Below are 21,617 nucleotides of genomic sequence, written 5' to 3' on the forward strand. Positions count from 1 at the left end.
AAATGTTTGATTATGAATCAAAATAAACTATTCCAGCAAACTCGCCTGCATTTGGCGCTGTGGTATGCGCTTGTTATGGCTGTAATTTTGAGTAGCTGCGGATTTGGCATTTATAGAGCAATCTCTCATACCCATTGGATGACATTAGACCGAGAATTAGAGTCTGTGGCAGGAACTTTACACGATACTATTGAACTGAAACTACAAAAACCTGGTCAATTGGAACCAGTTATACAACAGCTTTTACCTAATATTTGTGTAGTTGGTAAAAACTGTATTCAAGAACAATCAATTTCTAAGCGTCATATTTTAAGCGCTATCAATCAAAGTAATTACTATGTACGTTTTTATGATAATTCAGGAAGCTTAATTGCTATTGCAGGTAGCCATCCAAAGGAATTACCTATAGTTTTTAACAAAGAACTTTGGCAAACCCTTAAAGATAGTAAAGGTAACTTTTATCATCAAATTTCTTTTGTGTTGCACACCCAAGAAAATCGTGATTGGGGTTACATCCAAGTAGGGCGAAGTCTTGCAGATTATAAGAGTTATCTGGTGGCGGTAAAACTCACTTTAGCATTCGGATTACCAATTGTAATGGGTTTGGTTGGTGTTGCTAGTTGGTTGTTAGCAGGATTAGCAATGCAGCCGATTTATCGCTCATATAGACAAGTTCAACAATTTACAGCCGATGCTGCACATGAATTGCGAACTCCTTTAGCCGCAACTCAAGCGACAGTAGAATCAGCGCTGATGATGTCTCACCTGGATGAAACAGAAGCGCGGGAAATTCTCCGAACTACACAACGTCAAAATCAGCGACTTACAACTTTGGTTACAGATTTACTGCTGCTAACTCGCCTAGATCGTCAATCAGTACCAATGCAACGTGAAATTTGCTGCTTGGATGACATTATCAACGACTTAATCGAGGAATTTGCAGCTTTGGCGATCGCAGCCGATATTACACTCACATCTTCAATCCGGGTTTCCCATCCGCTGAATGTTATCGGCAATCAAGATCAGCTTTACCGTCTATTCTCTAACTTAATTGTCAATGCCATTCAATACACACCATCAGGAGGAAAGGTAACGGTTTGCTTAGACCGTAGTGATTATTATGCTGGAATTCAGGTGCAAGATACAGGTATTGGGATTCCACAGCCAGAACTAACTCGGATTTTTGATCGCTTTTACCGGGTGAATAGCGATCGCTCTCGCAGCACTGGCGGTTCTGGATTAGGATTAGCGATCGCTTGGGCAATTGTCCAAGCACACCACGGTAGCTTAGATGTGCAAAGTGAATTAGGTAAAGGTAGCACTTTTACAGTTAAATTACCCCGCCAGAGTTGGGAAATGGGAAAGGGAGACAAGGGGACACGGTGAGCCACTTGCGGTGGACGGGTTTCCCGGCATAAGCAAAGTGGCGAACCCGGAGGGAGAAACGACAAATGACAAATGACGAATGACAAAGGACAACTCCGTGACGGTAGAATATACCTAATTTTCGTAGCTTCAAATAACGAAGTATGACAATGCATTCTTCTCTTCAACGTGCTTTTGCTAACCGCTGCGTCCTGAAAGCGATCAGCGGTTTAAATAACTTTGATAGCGATCGCGTCGCCGCTACTATCAAAGCTGCCGATCTGGGCGGTGCTACTTTTGTTGATATCGCTGCTGATGCTGCTTTAGTAAAATTAGCGAAAAAGATAACCAATTTACCAATCTGCGTATCAGCAGTAGAGCCAGAAAAATTTGTGGAAGCTGTGGCAGCTGGTGCAGATTTGATTGAAATCGGGAATTTTGATTCTTTCTACGCTCAAGGACGTAGATTTGAAGCTGAGGAAGTTCTAGCACTAACTTACCAAACTCGTGCCTTGCTACCAGAAATCACTCTATCTGTTACCGTTCCCCACATTCTGGAACTAGATCAACAGGTACAACTAGCAGAAGAATTGGTGAAAGCTGGCGCTGATATTATCCAAACCGAAGGCGGCACTAGCAGCAACCCAGCACATCCCGGAACCTTGGGTTTAATTGAAAAAGCTGCCCCCACCTTGGCAGCAGCTTTCGAGATTTCCCGTGCAGTTTCAGTACCCGTATTGTGTGCTTCCGGCATTTCTAGCGTTACAGCACCATTAGCGATCGCTGCTGGTGCAGCTGGTGTTGGTGTTGGTTCTGCGATTAACCAACTCAACAGCGAAGTAGCCATGATTGCCGCTGTTCGTAGCATTGTAGAAGCTTTGGCAACAGCCAATAGCCGGGCGATCGCCTAATAAGTGATGGGAGACAGGGAGGACAAGGAGGAATCATACAAGAGACTTCTTCCTTGTCTCCCCCCTCTCCCTTGTCTCCCTCATCCCCCCGCTTTTCTTACCCCAAGCAATCCTTCAGGGCATAAATCACCTGGTCTTGCTGCTCTTGTGTCAGTTCTGGGAACATGGGTAAAGATATCACCTCATGACAGATTTGCTCTGCTACTGGTAATTGCCCTGGTTGATAGCCCAGATTTTGATAAATTGGCTGTAAGTGTAAAGGCAAGGGGTAGTAAACCATTGAACTCACGCCCCGTTCCTGCAATTGCTGACGCACTGAATCGCGATATTTGGCGGTAGCACCGTTTCGCCCTTCGCCAGAGATGCGAATAGTGTATTGATTCCATACACCAACGCCTCCAGCTAATTCTTCAGGAGCGATGATACCGGGAACTTGGCTGAGGAACTGGTGATAATAAGCTGCGATCGCTCGTCGTTGTCCATTCCAATTATCCAGATAACGTAGTTTAATCTCTAGAATCGCTGCTTGTATCGCATCCAAACGGCTATTTACACCGATTTCCTCGTGAATGTAGCGAACTTTGCTGCCATGATCCCGTAGTACCCGCAGTTTGCTAGCAATTTCTGGGTCATTAGTGGTAATTGCCCCACCATCGCCGCAGCCACCAAGATTTTTGGTTGGGTAAAAACTAAAGCATCCAATGTGCCCAATACTGCCAACTTTTTGATCGCCCCAGGTTGCGCCTGTGGATTGAGCGCAATCTTCAATTACTGCCAAATTGTGAGATTGAGCGATCGCCATTAGCGCCGTCATATCTACAGGTTGCCCAAACAGGTGAACTGGGATAATGGCTTTAGTTTTGGGTGTAATTGCCGCTGCTACCTGCTGTAAATCGAGATTAAACGTAGTATCAATATCTACGAAAATCGGCTTGGCTCCTACAGCACTAATGACTTCAGCCGTAGCAATAAAGGTGAAGGTTGTCGTAATTACTTCATCACCTGGACCAATATTCAAAGCGCGTAGCGAGAGAAAAAGTGCATCAGTACCAGAGTTACAAGCTACACATTCAGTCACACCATGATAAGCGGCAAACTGTTTTTCAAAGCCTTCTACTACAGGCCCACCAATATAACGACCAGAAGCCAGAATCTCTAATACAACCGCACTCACCTCTGCTTCTAGAGTAGAGTATTGCTGTTTAATATCAAAAGCAGGGACGGGATTTACACTTTGGATCATGAGTTTTTATTGATCTGGAAATACAAAAGATGCACTTCGACGGTCAATTGTTGCTGATTGAATTTTTAATCAAAAAGTCAGGTAAGACTGTCGCTGAAAATACGCATCGCTGAGGGTTTATACCGGAATTATTTTATAAGGCAGGCTAACATGATTTCTGCAAAAAAGGTATTGTATATCAACCAAGAGCTAACACCTAGAATCTAAGTTCCAAGTGTGTAAACTGTTCTAAAAATAGAATCTCAGGAGGTAGATAACCAATGCAAGAGCTAATCAAACTGGATTTGGCTGATTTGGCGATCGCTGTCGGCTTAATGGCGATCGCAGTTGGTTTGTCCGCTTGGGAAAAATTAGGACTAGAGTTGAACTTCGTCTTCGCTACTGGGAGAACTATTCTCCAGCTACTCGTCTTGGGATACGTTTTGGACTTCATCTTTGCTGTAGACAATGTTTGGGCAGTTTTGGCGATTCTAGCAATCATGCTGACGATTACGGCGATTGTCGCACGAAACCGCATCAGTCAAAAACTTCCCCATGTATTGCTTTGGGTATGGGGGTCAATTTTTATCAGTACAGCCATAACAGTGTTTTACAGCATCTTTTTGATTGTGCAACCAGAAAGATGGTACGAACCCAGGTATATGATTCCTTTAGCTGGGGTAGTTTTAGGTAATGCTATGAATGCAGCTGCGATCGCCGGAGAACGTCTGGTAAATACTATCAATACATCGCATTCAGAAATAGAAACCCACTTAAGTTTAGGTGCAACTCCCCAGCAAGCCATTACCCAATATCGCAGAGAAGCCATTCGCGCTGGATTGATTCCTACTTTAAATCAAATGATGCTCATAGGTATGGTTGCACTACCAGGTATCACCACTGGACAGTTATTAGCTGGAGTCAAACCTCCAGATGCTGTATCGTACGAAATTTTACTGTTATTTATGGTTGCTTTTGCTAACTTGCTCACAACAATGTTAGTCACGCGAGGATTATGCCGTCAGTTTTTTAGCTCCGCCGCACAGTTGGTGAGGTGATGAGCAGCAAGGTTTTTGAAGAATTCCGATTTGTTCCAGATCCCCGACTTCTCAAAAAAGTCGGGGATCTAATTTTTGATGGATGATTTAGGACTGCTATATTAGTCCTATATAGTGGAACTAATTACTACATCTAAAGTCGTTTTTACTTATAAAAAACGTAAGGATTTAGCCAATAAAAATATGAAACTTACATCTATTAATACAGCAGTAGCCTTCGCCTTGATTAGTGTAGGTTTGTCACAAACTGCCTATACTAAAACTCCCAGCACAAACAATGTGCAACTAATACAAGAAGTTGCGGTACTGCGATCGCAAGGACCGCGTGGTTTAGAAAAATTTCTTAATACTCACGCGCAAGAACTTAAAAACCCTTCGCCGCAGATGCGTGAGGCTTTAGATAAGCTTTGCCAGCAAAGAGATTGCTACGCTTCTAAGCTTTATTGGTATACCGATTTAGAACAAGCTAAAGCCGCCGCTAAAGCTAGTAATAAACCTATCCTCTCACTGCGTTTATTAGGAAATCTTGACCAAGATTTAAGTTGTGCTAACAGCCGCTTTTTCCGTGTATCTTTATATCCTAATAAAGAAATTTCGCAATTTCTGCGCGATCGCTATATTCTCCATTGGCAATCTGTACGTCCTGTACCCAAAGTTACTGTAGATTTTGGTGATGGTCGTAAGCTAGAACGTACCCTTACAGGTAATAGCATTCACTACATCTTAGACAATTCCGGCGAGCCAGTCGATGCCATTCCCGGTTTGTACGGGCCGCAAGCTTTCTTACGTCAGTTAGTTGCTGGTGAAAAAGCAGTTAAAGAATATACCAATTCCCAAGATGTAGTCCGCGCAGGCTTTTTGCGTGAGTATCATCGTAAACAATTAGCATCTACTCAACGTCAATGGGGAGCAGATTTAGCGAAACTAGGTATAAAAAATCTTCCTCGGCTTGTGGAAATGTCTGATGATAATCAAACACCCAACGCGGCCGTTGCTGGTACGCTAGCTGTTACTAAGATGCGAGTCGAATCTCCCCTACTACGAAACATCACTTCTGCGACTAATAATCAAGCAGCACTCCAAGACATTACTGACTCGGCAACATGGCAACGAATTGCCCAACTCTACACAAAAGATGCAAAGTTAGATAATAACAGTGTGGCATTAATAGGTAGCAAACGTTTTCAAGCAGACAATCTTAATAATTTACAGCGCGTTGTTGGTAATTTTGAATTAGCAATAGCATTAGATACTGTGAGAAATGAATATACGCTGCACAGTAAAATTCATCAGTGGTTTATGCAAGGTAATGAAACAAATGATGTGAGTGCATTGAATGAAAAAGTTTACAGCGAATTGTTTTTAACACCGAGTTCCGATCCTTGGTTGGGATTGATGAGCAGTGAAAGTTACAGTGCTATTGATAATGATGGAATTCGCAAGTAATTAAAAACAAACCGTATACATTTCATAGGAGCACAACATTGTTGTGCTCTTAGTTACATAACTCATTCAAACGGAAATTACTATAATTATTTATTAAAATTTTTCTGGCTTTTAGATAATTAGAGAAATTTATAAAAGTTATGAAATTCATTTATTTATCTGTGATTGTTGGCGCTGTTACAGCCAGACGAATTTCAAGCGTCTAATATACATCAAGACTTTAACAAAACAAAAGTAGTTTACCTAGGAATAAGTCTTTCATCCTTGAGAGAGGCTTGTTTTTGTTTTATCTTGAGACATCATCATGTTATGTATTTCACTGGTCAAAAATTCCAATTTTTTATGGAGTCGAAATATAGAAACAATTAATCAACATCAGTTTACTAATTAAATAGAAGCTAAAGGCTAGGTAATAAAAATAGCCGATTACTTGTACATGATTCAGGGTACTAAAAAATTAGTTGCTTGCAAAACTCAGATTTTCTGCGCCACCAGTAAGAGGTAATCTATGGTGCAAAATTCAAAGTTAGGGGACAATGTGTACCCTAAGTCTATTCTGCGTCCATCCGTTTTGATCAGTATAATTGCATCTTTATTGGTAGGTGGAATCAGCTTTTATACAGTGAAACGTTTGCAATATTCTGGCAATTCAAATACAGAAGTTGCAGCCAAAAAATTACCACAAATCAAAACAGTAACAGCCTTAGGAAGATTAGAGCCAAAAGGAGAGGTAATTAAACTTTCTGCTACTGTCTCTACACAAGGAAGCCGAGTAGAGCAGTTGTTGATAAAGGAAGGGGATAGAGTTAAAAAAAATCAGGTAATTGCCATCTTAGACAGTCGCGATCGTTTGCAAGCAGCCTTAAAAGAAGTCCAAGAACAAGTAAAAGTAGCTCAAGCGAATCTAGCTAAGACGCAAGCAGGAGCCAAACGCGGTGAGATTGTAGCTCAAAAAGCTGCGATCGCTCGCATAACAGCAGAACGCAAAGGCAATATCGCATCACAAATCGCCACAGTCGCCCGCTTGCAAGCTCAAGTGGAAAACGCCGCAGCCGAAAACAACCGCTATCAGCAGTTGTATCAACAAGGTGCAGTTTCCGCCTCACAAAAAGATAGCAAACGCCTGGCTCTAGAAAGTGCCCGCAAAAGTCTGCAAGCAGCCCAAGCACAGTTGCAACAAATTCAATCAGCCAGCCAACAACAACTCAATGAAGCCACAGCCAATTTAGATCAAATTAGTGAAGTTCGCAGTGTAGACGTCGCAGCAGCCCAAGCAGAAGTGCAACGTGCTCAAGCAGCCATCAATTTAGCAAAAGCAAATTTACAACAAGCTTACGTGCGATCGCCCGAAGATGGACAAGTATTTGAGATTCACAACCGTCCGGGAGAAATAGTCTCAGATGATGGTATCGCCAATATTGGACAGACCAACCAGATGTATGCTGTAGCCGAGGTTTATGAAAGCGATATCAGCAAAGTACATCCAGGACAGCGAGTACGAGTAATTAATGAATTTCTCCCTCATGAATTGCAAGGAAAAGTAGATTGGGTTGGCTTACAGGTGCGACGGCAAAATGTCATTAATACTGACCCTTCTAGCAACATTGATGGCCGAGTCATTGAAGTTCATGTGCGCCTAGATCCGTCTTCTAGCCAGCAAGCTGCCACATTTACCAATATGCAAGTCAAAGTTGTCATTAAACTCTGACATTTACTCAGAACTCAGCACTTTCAATAATGGGACTCATCCAACAACTGCGACGACGAACACCTCTAGGATGGCTACAACTAAGTCATGAAAAAAGTCGGCTGCTAGTAGCATTGTCAGGCATTGCTTTTGCTGATGTTCTGATGTTCATGCAGTTTGGCTTTCAGAGTGCTTTGTATGACAGTAACACCAGACTACATCGCAGTTTGCTGTCAGATATCGTTGTTATCGGTTCTCAAACCCGTAACCTGCAAAGAATATCTACTTTTTCTCGACGGCGACTTTACCAAGCTATGGATATACAAGGGGTGAAGTCAGCAGAGGCAATTTATATTGGCACGATGATTTGGAAAAATCCCCAAACACGACGTGACACAGAGATTTTGGTGATTGGGTTCAATCCAGACAAGCCAACTTTTGATTTACCAGAAGTTAATCAACAATTACAGACAATTAAACAACCATATACCGTCTTGTTCGATCGTGGCGCTAGAGGAGAATACCAAAAAACAATTGCTCAACTGGAACAGGGTAAGCCTGTCAAGACCGAAATCGAGCGCCGGACGGTAACAATTAGTGGTTTATTTAAAGTCGGTGCTTCCTTTGGGGCTGATGGCACTTTGATGACTAGCGATGAGAACTTTCTGCGACTATTTCCTCGACAACTAGCTGGCAATGTCAGTGTCGGTTTGATTCAGTTGCAACCCAGTACTGACCCGCAGCAGATAGTAGCAGCGTTAAAATCTCATCTGGGAAATGAGGTCAAAGTGCTGACTCATCAAGAATTCATTGAATTTGAGAATGACTTTTGGCGAACAAACTCTCCCATTGGATTTATTTTTAACTTGGGTGTTTCGATGGGTTTTTCCGTAGGGGTGATTCTTGTTTATCAAGTCCTCTCTACGGATGTGAATGCCCATGTAAGAGAATATGCCACTTTCAAAGCAATGGGTTATCGCAATTTATACCTGCTAATTGTGGTGTTTGAAGAGGCAGTTATTTTGGCTATTTTAGGCTTTATTCCCGGCACAGCAGTATCTTTGGTACTTTATTATCTAACTTGCAATGCCACCAATTTACCAATGTACATGACTGCTGCAAGGGCTTTATATGTGCTATTTCTTACTATTATTATGTGTGCTATTTCTGGGGCGATCGCTACTCGTAAATTACAGTCGGCTGACCCCGCTGATATGTTTTAAATGTTATTTGTCCTTTGTAATTTGTCATTGGTCAGTTGTCCCCCTCATCTCCCTAGTCCCTAGTTATGGCTAGCAAACCAGCGATCTCGATCCGCAATCTCGACCACTACTTTGGTTACGGTCAACTCCGCAAGCAAGTTTTATTTAATATCAACCTAGAAATTAACAGCGGTGAAATTATCATCATGACTGGGCCGTCTGGTTCTGGTAAGACGACACTTCTCACCTTGGTGGGTGGGTTGCGTTCTCCTCAGTCTGGTAGTTTGCAGGTCTTAGGGCGAGAACTTTGCGGTGCTAGTGCTCAGGAATTAGTAGAAGCTAGACGCCGTAACGGTTATATTTTCCAAGCACACAATTTGCATGGTAGCTTGACAGCAATCCAAAACGTCAAAATGGGCTTGGAATTGCACCAGCATGTTGAATTAGCTGAAATGCGCATTCGTGCAACCCAAATACTAGAGCACGTAGGATTAGGACATCGCCTACATTATTACCCCGATCAGCTATCGGGAGGACAAAAACAACGAGTAGCGATCGCTCGTGCTCTAGTTAGTTATCCGCAAATTGTCTTAGCTGATGAACCTACCGCTGCTCTTGAGAGTCAGTCGGGTCGAGATGTGGTCAATTTGATGCAGAAGTTGGCTAAAGAACAAGGCTGTACTATCCTCATGGTTACCCATGACAACCGGATTTTAGATATTGCCGATCGCATTGTGCATCTAGAGGACGGAAACTTAAAGTCAAAAGTTAAAATTGCCAATTAAAAATATAAAATCAATAACAATTTTTTATTTTAATTAATTACCAATTGTGGCAAGAAGGTTTTAATAGCCACAGCACAGGCGCTGGATATTTCTAGACCCTACCAAAATCCTCAAGTCTTTCCTAACTAACAGTCAAACTTTCTTTGATAGAGTACTAAGGAGCCTCAACAATTTGGCATTAGTTAAAGAACCTATGCGGTTCTGTTGGCAACAGCAATCCTTCTGACACCGAAATAAAGGTGCCAAATGTACGATGATTGAAAACCTGTTCCATGCTTATACTCCTTTGTTCACCTGGATTGGCTTAGGACTGATACTGTCTCGGTTTATCCCCGATAGTTTTCTCAAATTACTGGGGTATATGCTCTACTGGGTAGGAGTTCCTCTACAACTTTTCGTGCTAGCACGTCACACAGATTTATCTCATGGTGGACTAATACCTGCGATCGCAGTAGCCATATTACTACTGAGTCTTGTCCTAGCATTGCTAATTTGGTGGGCATTGCAATCTGTAGCAAGTCGAAAAGTGCAACCAGAACAGGTTGGTTTAGATTTGCCTGTCGAAACTTCCTTATCCAGTGTGAACTCTTTAGCGCAGGCAAGTTTAGGCAGTTTTATTTTGGCGACCATTTTAGGCAATACAGGCTTCGTCGGATTGACACTGGCTCAGGTGCTGACTGGCCCAGCAAATATGGACTGGGCAGTATTATTCAGTGTCACTAACAATGTTGTGGGCACTTACGGTATTGCTGTCTTAATTGCTAGCTATTTTGGCAACAAAGCAACCAAAAACCATTGGTGGATTCAGTTGCGGGATTTGTTAACCGTCCCTAGTTTGTGGTCATTTTTTATTGGCTTAAATACCCAATTTATCAAATTGCCTGAAGTGGTTGAGTCAGGACTAGAACAAGCTATTTGGGTAGTAATCGCCTTTGCTTTATTGCTGGTTGGTCTGCGGATGAAAGCAATGAAGGGCTGGAAAAGCCTAAAAATGGCTTTAGTTGCCAGTATGTTGAAAGTAGTGATTGTGCCTATGCTAGTAGGGTTAAGTGCTACCTATTTAGGCGTTATTGGCGAAGCACGTCTAGTACTGGTGTTAATGTCTGGAACACCTACAGGGCTTTCTGTATTAATTCTGGCAGAAGTTTATGACCTAGATCGGAATTTGTTGGCGAGCAGTATAGCCTTAACTTTTGTGGGATTACTGCTAGCACTTCCTTTGTGGCTTGCTTGGTTTGGCTAAAATTTGTAACAGTATAAAAATAATTACTTGGAAGCGATAGATTAAACTAAAAAACAGTTAAACTTAAGCTTTGTTCCCTAAATAGATTTGCCTTAGTCTACTTCTTGTGTGTCTCAGCTGCTAGTACAGCTACATTAATATTAATTATCGTTCCCGATTCTTGACAATACGGCAATTAGAGTTTAGTCTCTGGACAATTTGCTGAGATTTATCTTTTTACAAAACATTTACTTCAATCAGGAAACACGAGTAGTAGTAAGCTAGTCTGTTGTCCACAGAAGTAAAGTTTTTTGTGGCTCTATGACTATCGAGGATCGCACTAATAATTTTCAAAAAAAGTTGATTGATTTTAAGATCAAAGGTTTTGCAGCTAATTGCCGTACAGCAAATTTTTTAATGGGGATATTTGCGGCTTTCCCCGTCACTTTGGCATTACCTGTAGATGCGTTGCAGGTACAAGTAAATCCTAATAATCCCCAGTTGGGGGATACAGTCTCAGTGATGATTAATTTAGATAATCCTGAGAATGCTAACAACCCAACAGTGATTAGCGGCGATAAGACTTACCCTGCATTTGAAATTGCACCCAATCAATATCGGGCTTTGATCCCCACAACTCCCCTGGAAAAAGCTGGAACCAGAACACTGCGGATATCAGGGGATGGTCAGGTGCAAAACTTATCAGTACAGGTACGAAAACGTACATTTCCCGTACAACGGATTAATTTACCGCCAGGAAAAGCCGGAGTAGATGCTACAGAGTTTGAACTTAAACGTGTGGCAGCTTTCAAAGCTCTACAAACTCCTCAAAAGTATTGGAGTGGCACTTTTTTGAAACCAAATGGTGGACGGATTAGTACAATTTATGGTGTACGTCGCTACTATAATGGTAAATTTGCAGATGATTATTATCATCGTGGCGTTGACTACGCTGGTGCAGCGGGTTCACCCGTAGTTGCCCCAGCCGCGGGAAAAGTTGCTTTGGTAGGCAAAGTGTCTCAAGGTTTCCGAGTTCACGGTAATGTAATTGGCATCGATCACGGTCAAGGAGTGACCAGTATTTTCATGCACCTAAGTCGCATTAATGTCAAAGAAGGCGATTTTGTCAAAGCTGGTCAGCTAATTGGCGCAGTAGGTGCAACGGGAGCTTCCACTGGACCTCATTTGCACTGGGGTCTGTATGTCAATGGACTATCTGTTGATCCAACACCTTGGCGCACTAAGGTTGTTGAGTAGCAGAGACAAAATTGATTGCGACTGTACATAATTTGTATATTATTTTGCCTATAATTAGGCAAAATAAACTAGATTGGTACCGTCCCTACCTTGCTGCGGTGGCTTAAAGATGATTAGCGTTATGAGTATTGAAAAAATTGTAGAACAAGCTCTCCAGGATGGTTATCTGACACCAGCAATGGAAGCAGAAGTCGGGCGTATCTGTGATAATGCCTCGGAACTCTCAATAGAAGAGTATATGGCGCTAGATCGACTAATGGGAGCGCTATTGACTGGCGAAGTTGTGGCGGTACCTCGCAAACAATTTATTAACGTCATGGAAGAGTTAGTACTAACAGAAGCGATCGCCCGTGTAGCAGAAATTGAAGCTACTAGCGAAAGCTCGTTAGATGTTGGAGATATTGCTGCTTACGCTCTAAATCGCCTTCCCCCGTTATACGCTACTACCGAAGAAGGTGCTAACTACCAGCGTCAAAGAGCCAAGGCAGAACTTCAAGAATTAATTTCTCACCAAATAGGTGAAGCGATTGGCCGTAACCTTGACCAACCCAATGACAACAGAACACCAGTCTTGGGCAAAAGCACTGGCAATGAAGTTTTACGCCAAGTTAGTAACTTGCTCCAGGTTTACGCACCTAGTTTTGAGCAAAAATCATCATCTTAATAGCCCAAGATTCCATAGTCCACAGTCAATGGTCAATAGAGCCTTGACCCTTGACTGTGGACTATTGACCAAATCATTCACGCACTATCACTGTTGTTCCCACGATCACTTGCTTGTATAGCAATCGCACATCAGGATTGCGCATTCTTAAACAGCCGTGAGAAATAGCGCTTCCCATTACGTTGGTGTCTGGCGTACCGTGAAAGCCAATTTCATTGTGTCCATCTGACCAAAAACCAATCCATCGGTCTCCCAGCGGACTATCGGTGCCAGGTGCAAATACTTTATTAGTAATTGGATGACGCCATATAGGGTCATGTTGTTTGTGCATGACTTGAAAAGTACCTGTAGGCGTTTCCCAACCCTTCTTACCCACAGCAACTGGGTAGCTGGCTATGACCACATCTGAACGGTAAACATAGGCGCGGCGATCGCTTAAATCAACTACTACTTGCCTCTTACCGGATGTCAGCCCACCAGTATTCAATAATTTTTGTTGAGCCAAAGCCTGAGGTAACAGCGACTGCGGCAGAAAAGACATAATTGGGTTCTGTTTTTGTTCTGGCGAGACTAGCCTAGTCTTTTGCGACTCTTCAGTTGGTAGAGCTACATTTGTGCTGGCTGTTGTCGGCTTACTATTATGAAGCTTTGTTGACGAGGACTTGGATGAAGCTATCCTCTGTGTGCGTTCGCCAGGAAGTATAGATGCTCCCATGACGCTTGTTGTTTTTAGCCTTGCTTTAGATGACTTCTCATAGCTTTTGTTCGTGGAGGCTAGCTGCTCAAACTGCTGTCCTGTTGTCATAACGCGCCAATGGACAAGCAGAGATAAAATTGCTGTACCAAAACAGAGCCACATTATTATCCGCGTTACAGATTCATTTCTTACCATTGCCACCACCTTTTGTTGATCCCTGACATATCCGGTTGGCTAATTCGATTTCTTCACTGTTAACTCATCAAAAATTTATCAATACTTGTTAGTTTCCTTATCAATCTACCAATACCTGTGGGCACACTAGGGCTATGCAGAAGTCCTAGCAAGAATAACTCTAAATAAGAGACTTCATACCTTGGAACTCTTGAGGTGCAGCAATCAATCATTAATGGTGTGGGTGGGAGTGAGACCATGTTTGAAAAACTATTGCTAGCAGTCACGATTACATTTTCCCTTAATTTCTTTTTGCAAGTTCGTGTACCCAATCAAGATAAGACTGGTGCTAATTATCAGCAGCACACAGAAACATCAGCAACAATTTTAGTCACAATACCAGATAAATAAAAGTCCTAGCAGTTACAGCAACCTCAATTACACAAATTCTTGCCTTGTGGCTAGATAAATGTTGCGTATCTGAAACTTTGTATATTTTTCTGTCTTTGGAAAAAACCGTCATACTCTTTTTCATCTCAAGTTTGGATTTTCCTGTTTTTCTTAGTACACTTTTTACCTTAGATGTCAAGCGTATAGTGCCAGATGTCAGTAGCAGCACAAATATAAGTAAGATTGCTGTGCTGATGATATCTAGTAAATTATGGCTAAAAACTATGCTGTGTCATAGGTAGAGCCAAAAAATGATTAGTTAGATTGTTAGAAAGCGACCCAAACTTATATACCGCATTGTTCCAGTCATAAATCCGTCCCTGATTGCGGAACTTCTTACCAATTAGCAGGTCTAATAGTAAGGGATGATTTAAAGCCAGTACGATCTATGAGTCAATCGATTACTGTATCCTGGTCAACGGTTGATGCGAGGTGCCCAGAAGCATCAGTGCAAGTTGACAAACTGTCTAATCACGATTTAATTTTGCGCTGTCAAGCTGGACTGCGTCCCGATCGTGCTGCGTTTGCAGAATTATTGCACCGTTATCAAAGTCAGGTCGATAGAGTGCTATACCACTTAGCACCAGATTGGGCTGACCGAGCTGATTTAGCTCAAGAAGTTTGGATTCGAGTGTATCGGAATATTAACCGATTACAAGAGCCAGCTAAATTTCGCGGCTGGTTAAGCCGCATTGCTACCAACTTGTTTTACGACGAGTTGCGCAAACGCAAGCGGGTTGTTAGTCCCTTGTCGCTAGATGCTCCCCGCTCGGTAGATGATGGTGAGATGGATTGGGAAATTGCTGGAGATACTCCCGGACCAGAGGAAGAACTGACAACTAGAGAATTTTACGAGCAGCTGCGAGAAGCGATCGCTGATTTACCAGAGGTGTTCCGCACTACCATTGTTCTTAGAGAAATCGAAGGTATGGCATATGAAGAAATTGCCGAAATCACTGGAGTTTCTTTGGGAACTGTGAAGTCGAGAATTGCTAGAGCTAGATCCAGATTGCAAGCCCATCTGCAAAATTATCTAGATTCATGATTTACAGTATTTTTCCTCTGCCAAAGGGCAGAGTTTAAATATTAATTAATAATGTTAAATCATTGTGCCGAAGGCTTAAAGATAGTCTGCTATTAGGAACAAATTGATGAATTTCTCAAAAATATTCGCTGTCTTTACCCGTGTATGAATTGGTAATAATGTTAAGATGACTACTGATTCTCAGTTTTACGACCGTTTTCGCTTGCAAATTCCTCAAGATTTAGCAGATGGAATGGCTAAGCATACCAATGAATCAACGGGTGCTATGGATGATATGGTGAAGCGCGATCGCTTCGAGTTATTGAGTGCTTATCTCGATGGAGAGGTAACAGCCGCCGAACGTAGACAAGTAGAAGAATGGCTGGCAAACGATGCCTCCGTTAAATGCTTGTATGCCCGATTGTTAAAGCTACGGCAAGGTTTGCGAACTATGCCAGTGCCAGCCGCCGAACAGCCGCTAGAAAAAACAGTCCAGCAAGTTATGGCACGTTTGCGTCGCCGTTCCCAATTAGCTTGGGCATTTGGAGGTGCAGCTATTGCTGCTTGTGTAATTGGCTCAGTATCCGGCATCATCCCTAGTGGCGATAGCAGGACGCTGCAACTGGCACAACAAAGAATAGAACCAACGGAAAAAATGCCAGAACCTGCTGCTGTTCCAGCATCACCGCTGATGGTGGCCTTAAATAACCCAGTAATCGAAATTCCTAAAGCAGCAGTAGCCTCGCCAACAAAACCAGGGCATCACCAACAGCCTAAACAAAGAGAAATTGAACAGAATTTTAACTAATCGCCAAGTTATATCTAGTCCGGTTAATTGCTCAATTATCTGTGATTGCGCTTAGCGCAATCACAAGTATTTAAAAGGGCATGATATTAAGAGTAAATTCTTAAATCTTGTCTACACTTAGCTTTGCTTTAAACCGTGGCTACTCCACCAGCCATCAGCTTGAGGGATACCTCGTAGCTGGCTGATTTTTGTCGGCGACATGAAGTAAACCCAAGCAAAACCCAAGGATAGGCCTTGTAGATCGTAGATCTCTATTTCCTGTCGATTATAGAGATTTTCTGATAAGTGTCTATGAGGCTGGTAATCTTCCAGTTGATCTAGCTGATTTAAAATTTCTAACTCGGCAAATGAGAGTAAATATCCTTGGACTTGGCTATTCTCCAGTGTCATGGCTGGATAACCCATCGGCAGCGCAAACAGTTTACCCGCCGCTATCGCTCTTTTGGTATCTATGACCTTAGCAGCACAGTATTTTTTATAATTAACTTCACCTGGTTTGAGAGTGCCGTAGACAAAAATACGCACTTTCTCAGAAAATTTTATTTTTAATTCAGTCATAGCTTATTTTAACCAACTGAATTTGTTTGCCTAGCATCTACAATATGGAGGCAGACACAGACAAGATTCCAGTAGGAGCATTTTTGGTGGATTCCCGATATAACCCAGCAGCAATTGAGGAAAAATGGCAAAAAGCATGGGCAGAACTTGGCTTAGATAAAACACCTAAAGATAGTGACAAGCCAAAATTCTACGCTTTGTCCATGTTCCCTTACCCATCGGGCAGCCTGCACATGGGTCACGTTCGTAATTATACAATTACTGATGTGATAGCTCGCCTCAAGCGAATGCAAGGTTACCGGGTACTGCACCCAATGGGTTGGGATGCTTTTGGTTTGCCCGCTGAAAACGCCGCCATTGATCGTGGTGTGCCGCCAGCTACATGGACTTATCAAAATATTGCCCAGATGCGGCAGCAATTGCAGCGTCTGGGATTGTCTATTGACTGGGACAGTGAATTGGCTACCTGTTCACCAGACTATTACAAGTGGACACAATGGATTTTCTTGCAATTTTTGCAAGCAGGGTTAGCTTACCAAAAAGAAGCAGCAGTTAACTGGGACCCCATTGATCAAACTGTATTAGCAAACGAGCAAGTCGATAACGAAGGGCGTTCTTGGCGCAGTGGTGCAAAAGTTGAGCGTAAACTTTTACGGCAGTGGTTTTTCAAGATTACTGACTACGCCGAAGAATTACTCAATGACCTGGATAAATTGACAGGTTGGCCAGAACGCGTCAAATTGATGCAGGCAAACTGGATTGGCAAATCAACAGGTGCGTACTTAGAATTTCCCATTGTTGGGTTGGATGAAAAAATTAGCGTCTACACTACACGCCCAGATACAGTTTATGGTGTGAGCTACTTGGTATTAGCTCCAGAACATCCCTTAACAAAGCGTGTTACCAAAAAAGAACAGCAAGCAGCCGTAGAAGCCTTTATTCAAGAAGTTGCCAATCAAAGTGAGTTGGAGCGTACTGCTGAAGACAAACCTAAGCGAGGCATTCCTACAGGTGGTAAGGCAATTAACCCCTTTACTGGAGAAGAACTGCCTATCTGGATTGCTGACTATGTACTGTATGAGTATGGTACTGGGGCAGTGATGGGTGTGCCTGCTCATGATGCGCGGGATTTCAAGTTTGCCAATAAATATAATCTGCCGATTGAGTTTGTGATTGTCGAACCAGAGGCAGTTGCAGATAAAGATTTAAGTGCCACAATACCTGATGAAGATGGTGAAGTCTTCAATATCATCCAGGTTGAATACAACGAAGCCTATACAGAACCAGGAATTTTAATTAATTCTGGTCCTTTTAGTGGCTTGCCTTCCACGGATGCTAAGCAAGCAATAGTTGAATATGCCGAACAGCAAGGTTTTGGCAAAGTGCGGGTGCAATACCGCTTGCGAGATTGGTTGATTTCGCGGCAACGATATTGGGGTGCGCCAATACCCGTAATTCACTGCTCTAACTGTGGTATAGTACCAGTCCCAGACAAAGACTTACCTGTTGAATTGCCAGAAAAAGTAGAATTTACCGGACGCGGTGGTTCACCTTTGACTCAGTTAGAAAGCTGGGTGAACGTGCCATGCCCAACTTGTGGCACTCCAGCCAAGCGAGAAACTGACACAATGGATACCTTTATTGATTCATCGTGGTATTTCTTGCGGTTTACTGATGCTAAGAACGCACAACAGGTTTTTGATTCCAGTCAAACTAATGACTGGATGCCAGTAGATCAGTACGTGGGTGGGATTGAACACGCAATTTTGCACTTGTTGTATTCACGGTTCTTTACCAAGGTGCTGCGGGATAGGGGTTTATTGAACTTTGACGAACCTTTCCAACGCCTGTTAACTCAAGGTATGGTACAGGGTTTAACTTATATGAATCCCAACAAGGGTGGGAAAGATAAATGGATTCCTTCCCATTTAGTAGACCCAAGCAACCCGCGAGATCCTCAAACAGGGGAAACATTGCAACGCCTGTATGCCACCATGTCCAAATCCAAAGGCAATGGTGTTGCACCAGAAGATGTAATTAGCAAATACGGTATAGATACAGCTCGGATGTTCATCTTGTTTAAAGCGCCACCAGAAAAAGATCTGGAATGGGATGAAGCTGATGTTGAAGGACAATTCCGCTTTTTGAACCGAGTTTGGCGCTTGGTAACAGATTATATTGCTGCTGGCGCAGCCTCTGGAAAGATTAAAACCTCCGATTTGACTAAAGCTGAAAAGGAATTGCGCCGAGCAATTCATAGTGCTATCCAAGCAGTTACAGAAGATGTAGAAGACGAATATCAATTCAACACAGCTATTTCTGAATTGATGAAGTTGAGTAACGCGCTTACTGATGCGAGCTGCAAAGATTCACCAATTTATGCTGAAGGAATTCAGACTTTGGTGGTATTATTAGCTCCTTTTGCACCACACATAGCTGATGAATTATGGCATTTATTAGGGAAAACTGATTCTGTCCACACTCAAGCTTGGCCATCTTTTGACCCTGCGGCCTTGATAGCTGATGAAATTACTTTGGTAATTCAAATTATGGGCAAAACTCGTGGTGCAATTCAAGTACCATCACAAGCAGATAAAGCCGCGTTGGAAAAATATGCCCGTGAATCAGAAGTTGCCCAACGTTATATTGAGGGTAAAGAGATTAAAAAAGTGATTGTTGTACCTGGAAAATTGGTGAATTTTGTAGTCAGCTAAGAGTATGTTTGAAAAGTCCTCGATGATGTAGCAAATACTTTTAGATCCCCCTAAATCCCCCTTAAAAAGGGGGACTTTAATTCTATTTCCCCCCTTTTTAAGGGGGGTAGGGGGGATCAATAAGTGTCTAAAGTCACAGCCAAATACTTTTAAAACAACCTCTAAGCTCGACTTTATCCATTTTTATGAAACCCAAAACCTGACGCTGAAACCATTGTGGGGGGGGAGTTTTAGTTTTTGGACTTGAGCACAAATCAGTGATATGGAAAAAGTATTTGCCAAAAAGCCAAGTTTTTTGTCGGATCAGGAAAGCCGAGTTATTAATTTCGGATAAAGTCGAGCTAAGGGCACAGAGAGAAGGTGGGGAAGAATATATGATTATTATTTTTCCTCAACCTCTGACAAATATAGATTTTGTTTTTGGCATATGTCGAAGAACAAATTATTTGTCGTAGTTAGCATATTAGTGTTGCTCTACGATGCACTCTGCTAAGTTAGGCTATATCAAGGATTAGCCTAATAAATTAACCATATATGTGTTTTGCCGATCGCGGTTCTGTAACTAATCAAGAATCACGAGTACCAACAGTAGGATATTGCCCACATCTGCAAAAAAAATCGCTCTCTAACTTCAGCTTTGACGTTGGGCTGAATCGTCATACACTGATTTTGGACTAATCAAAGGGATTGCCCTTATAGGAACGATGAGCGAAAGTAAGATACCAGACATCCTGGAAACTTTCGAGGCAGACATGCTGTTGGAGTGGATTCAGGAGTTAGCCACTGTCAATATTCGCAGAGGCTTGATTAAAGAAGCCGAGCTAAAGGAGGAGTGCCGGGAATTCCTTAGCTTGTTTCGGATCGCCGTTGGGCAGGGCAACTTGACTAACATTCAGGCACCAGAGTGGCAAGATGTCCGGGAGATGTTGACTAGCGTTTCACGATCGCGATCGCAAAAAGGCTTCACGCCGTCTGAAACGGCTACATTCGTTTTTTCGTTCAAGCAACCCCTCTTCAACCGGATGCGTCAGCAATTGCAAGACCCCATTGAGTTGGTTGAAGAACTCTGGCTAGCTACAACCTTACTGGATCGGCTGGGATTGCTGACGATAGAAGTGTATCAAAAGGTACGAGAGGAAGTAATTCTGCGGCAGCAGGAAGAGTTGCTGGAGTTGTCTACCCCAGTGGTTAAACTCTGGGAGGGAATTTTGGCTTTGCCGATTATCGGTACCCTGGACAGTGCCCGCACTCAAATAGTTATGGAGTCGTTATTGCAGAAGATTGTCGAAACCGGGTCAGAAGTCGCCATCATTGACATTACCGGGGTTCCCACTGTCGATACCCTCACCGCTCAACATCTGCTCAAGACCGTTACCGCAGCCCGTCTCATGGGAGCCGATTGTATGATCAGTGGCATTCGTCCTCAAATTGCCCAAACGATCGTCTATCTCGGCATTGATTTGGCTAATATTACAACAAAGGCAACGTTAGCCGATGCCTTTCTCACGGCGCTAAAACGGATAGGAGCGACCATTACCCGTTCTCAACCCAAATAGGTGGGCAGGAAAAACCAATGGAACGCATTCCTATACTCAAAATGGGCAATTTTCTGCTTGTGACAATCCAGGTGGATATGCACGATCGCCTCGCTATGACGCTACAAGATGACCTGACCAACCGCATCGCTGAAACTCACGCTCAGGGTGTTCTGATCGATATTTCGGCATTAGAGATTGTTGATTCCTTCATTGGCAGGATTTTAGCCAACATTGCCAGAATGTCACAAGTGCTGGATGCCCAGACGGTTGTTGTGGGGATGCAGCCTGCCGTGGCAATTACCTTAGTGGAATTGGGGCTGTCGCTGACGGGCATTCGCACTGCCTTAAACATAGAAAAGGGCATGGCACTGTTGCGATCGTCACTCAATGAAACCACAAATCAAATCACTGCCACCAAATGGCGTGCAGATGACGATGCAGAAGACTGAAACAATCAACATTCAATCTTCTGCGGATGTAGTTTTAGTTCGGCAGGCTGTGCGCCAGTTTGCCGTGGAGATTGGCTTTGGTTTAGTAGATCAAACTAAAATTGTGACTGCCGCCAGTGAGTTAGCCCGCAATACTCTAGACTATGGGGGAGGCGGCACAGCCAAGCTAGAAACGCTTCAGGAAGGGAGACGACGAGGATTGAGGCTGACCTTTGAAGATCAGGGGCCGGGAATTCCCAATATTGAGCTGGCGTTGAAGGATGGGTTCACCACGGGCAGCGGATTGGGTATGGGGCTGGGTGGTGCCAAACGACTTGCTAACGAGTTTGAGATTCAGTCTGCGGTGGGAGAAGGAACAAGGGTAAAAATTGTACGATGGAAGTAAA

Annotated in this window: 20 protein-coding genes; 17 read left to right on the forward strand and 3 right to left on the reverse strand. The window is 43.0% G+C overall.

All coding sequences use genetic code 11. The features are described 5' to 3' along the window. Window positions 1-12: 12 nt before the first annotated feature. Together rppB and BV372_RS14535 are read left to right on the forward strand one after the other, a co-directional pair. Window positions 13-1,386 carry a two-component system sensor histidine kinase RppB gene (gene rppB / locus BV372_RS14530; RefSeq protein WP_086687207.1) on the forward strand — a complete coding sequence of 458 codons (1,374 nt, stop codon included), beginning with the start codon at window positions 13-15 and terminating at the stop codon, window positions 1,384-1,386. Window positions 1,387-1,529: 143 nt separating this feature from the next. Continuing rightward, the gene (locus BV372_RS14535; protein WP_086687208.1) at window positions 1,530-2,276 is read left to right on the forward strand and encodes a DUF561 domain-containing protein; all 747 of its coding nucleotides are present in this window, start codon (window positions 1,530-1,532) and stop codon (window positions 2,274-2,276) included. A gap of 97 nt (window positions 2,277-2,373) precedes the next feature. On the opposite strand, the gene BV372_RS14540 is transcribed toward BV372_RS14535, so the two are convergent. After that, the gene (locus tag BV372_RS14540) at window positions 2,374-3,519 is read right to left on the reverse strand and encodes a DegT/DnrJ/EryC1/StrS aminotransferase family protein (RefSeq protein WP_086687209.1); all 1,146 of its coding nucleotides are present in this window, start codon (window positions 3,517-3,519) and stop codon (window positions 2,374-2,376) included. 260 nt (window positions 3,520-3,779) lie between these two features. On the opposite strand from BV372_RS14540, the gene fetB reads away from it, so the two are divergent. The 8 genes from fetB to BV372_RS14580 all read left to right on the forward strand — a co-directional run bounded on the left by fetB (window position 3,780) and on the right by BV372_RS14580 (window position 12,819). Continuing rightward, complete coding sequence (gene fetB, locus BV372_RS14545; protein WP_086687210.1) at window positions 3,780-4,556, forward strand: iron export ABC transporter permease subunit FetB; 777 nt, start codon at window positions 3,780-3,782, stop codon at window positions 4,554-4,556. A gap of 183 nt (window positions 4,557-4,739) precedes the next feature. Next, window positions 4,740-6,002, forward strand: coding sequence for a hypothetical protein (locus tag BV372_RS14550; RefSeq protein ID WP_086687231.1), 1,263 nt, complete (start codon window positions 4,740-4,742; stop codon window positions 6,000-6,002). A gap of 511 nt (window positions 6,003-6,513) precedes the next feature. Beyond that, window positions 6,514-7,710 carry an ABC exporter membrane fusion protein gene (locus BV372_RS14555; protein WP_086687232.1) on the forward strand — a complete coding sequence of 399 codons (1,197 nt, stop codon included), beginning with the start codon at window positions 6,514-6,516 and terminating at the stop codon, window positions 7,708-7,710. Between the two features lie 29 nt (window positions 7,711-7,739). Continuing rightward, a complete protein-coding gene (devC, locus tag BV372_RS14560) occupies window positions 7,740-8,912 on the forward strand; it encodes an ABC transporter permease DevC (protein ID WP_086687211.1) in 1,173 nt (390 codons plus the stop codon). 65 nt (window positions 8,913-8,977) lie between these two features. After that, complete coding sequence (locus tag BV372_RS14565) at window positions 8,978-9,676, forward strand: DevA family ABC transporter ATP-binding protein (RefSeq protein WP_086687212.1); 699 nt, start codon at window positions 8,978-8,980, stop codon at window positions 9,674-9,676. A 253-nt stretch (window positions 9,677-9,929) separates the two neighbouring features. Continuing rightward, window positions 9,930-10,919 (forward strand): AEC family transporter, encoded by a 990-nt coding sequence (locus tag BV372_RS14570; protein WP_086687213.1) that lies wholly within the window; start codon window positions 9,930-9,932, stop codon window positions 10,917-10,919. 300 nt (window positions 10,920-11,219) lie between these two features. Continuing rightward, a complete protein-coding gene (locus BV372_RS14575) occupies window positions 11,220-12,155 on the forward strand; it encodes a M23 family metallopeptidase (protein WP_086687214.1) in 936 nt (311 codons plus the stop codon). A gap of 121 nt (window positions 12,156-12,276) precedes the next feature. Then, entirely contained in the window at window positions 12,277-12,819 is a 543-nt protein-coding gene (locus BV372_RS14580) for a late competence development ComFB family protein (protein ID WP_086687233.1), read from the forward strand. Window positions 12,820-12,892: 73 nt separating this feature from the next. On the opposite strand, the gene BV372_RS14585 is transcribed toward BV372_RS14580, so the two are convergent. Then, window positions 12,893-13,711 (reverse strand): L,D-transpeptidase, encoded by an 819-nt coding sequence (locus BV372_RS14585; protein ID WP_179198091.1) that lies wholly within the window; start codon window positions 13,709-13,711, stop codon window positions 12,893-12,895. 237 nt (window positions 13,712-13,948) lie between these two features. On the opposite strand from BV372_RS14585, the gene BV372_RS36305 reads away from it, so the two are divergent. From BV372_RS36305 to BV372_RS14595, 3 genes are all read left to right on the forward strand, one after another. Then, a complete protein-coding gene (locus tag BV372_RS36305; protein WP_179198092.1) occupies window positions 13,949-14,101 on the forward strand; it encodes a hypothetical protein in 153 nt (50 codons plus the stop codon). Window positions 14,102-14,528: 427 nt separating this feature from the next. Next, the gene (locus BV372_RS14590) at window positions 14,529-15,185 is read left to right on the forward strand and encodes a sigma-70 family RNA polymerase sigma factor (protein WP_086687215.1); all 657 of its coding nucleotides are present in this window, start codon (window positions 14,529-14,531) and stop codon (window positions 15,183-15,185) included. Between the two features lie 166 nt (window positions 15,186-15,351). Further along, window positions 15,352-15,972, forward strand: coding sequence for an anti-sigma factor (locus BV372_RS14595; RefSeq protein ID WP_086687216.1), 621 nt, complete (start codon window positions 15,352-15,354; stop codon window positions 15,970-15,972). 117 nt (window positions 15,973-16,089) lie between these two features. On the opposite strand, the gene BV372_RS14600 is transcribed toward BV372_RS14595, so the two are convergent. Then, window positions 16,090-16,530, reverse strand: coding sequence for a gamma-glutamylcyclotransferase (locus BV372_RS14600; RefSeq protein WP_086687217.1), 441 nt, complete (start codon window positions 16,528-16,530; stop codon window positions 16,090-16,092). Between the two features lie 86 nt (window positions 16,531-16,616). Between BV372_RS14600 and leuS the strand changes: the two genes are divergently transcribed. The 4 genes from leuS to BV372_RS14620 all read left to right on the forward strand — a co-directional run bounded on the left by leuS (window position 16,617) and on the right by BV372_RS14620 (window position 21,616). Further along, window positions 16,617-19,244, forward strand: a complete 2,628-nt coding sequence (leuS, locus tag BV372_RS14605; RefSeq protein ID WP_086687235.1) for a leucine--tRNA ligase — start codon at window positions 16,617-16,619, stop codon at window positions 19,242-19,244. 704 nt (window positions 19,245-19,948) lie between these two features. Beyond that, window positions 19,949-20,800 (forward strand): STAS domain-containing protein, encoded by an 852-nt coding sequence (locus BV372_RS14610; RefSeq protein ID WP_086687218.1) that lies wholly within the window; start codon window positions 19,949-19,951, stop codon window positions 20,798-20,800. Between the two features lie 17 nt (window positions 20,801-20,817). Further along, window positions 20,818-21,231 carry an STAS domain-containing protein gene (locus BV372_RS14615; protein ID WP_086687219.1) on the forward strand — a complete coding sequence of 138 codons (414 nt, stop codon included), beginning with the start codon at window positions 20,818-20,820 and terminating at the stop codon, window positions 21,229-21,231. After that, complete coding sequence (locus BV372_RS14620) at window positions 21,170-21,616, forward strand: anti-sigma regulatory factor (RefSeq protein ID WP_256973223.1); 447 nt, start codon at window positions 21,170-21,172, stop codon at window positions 21,614-21,616. The genes BV372_RS14615 and BV372_RS14620 overlap by 62 nt, the downstream gene beginning before the upstream one ends. The last annotated feature ends 1 nt before the right edge of the window (window position 21,617 follow it).

This window comes from Nostoc sp. T09, from assembly GCF_002154695.1.
In the GTDB taxonomy this organism is placed as follows: Bacteria; Cyanobacteriota; Cyanobacteriia; order Cyanobacteriales; family Nostocaceae; genus Aulosira.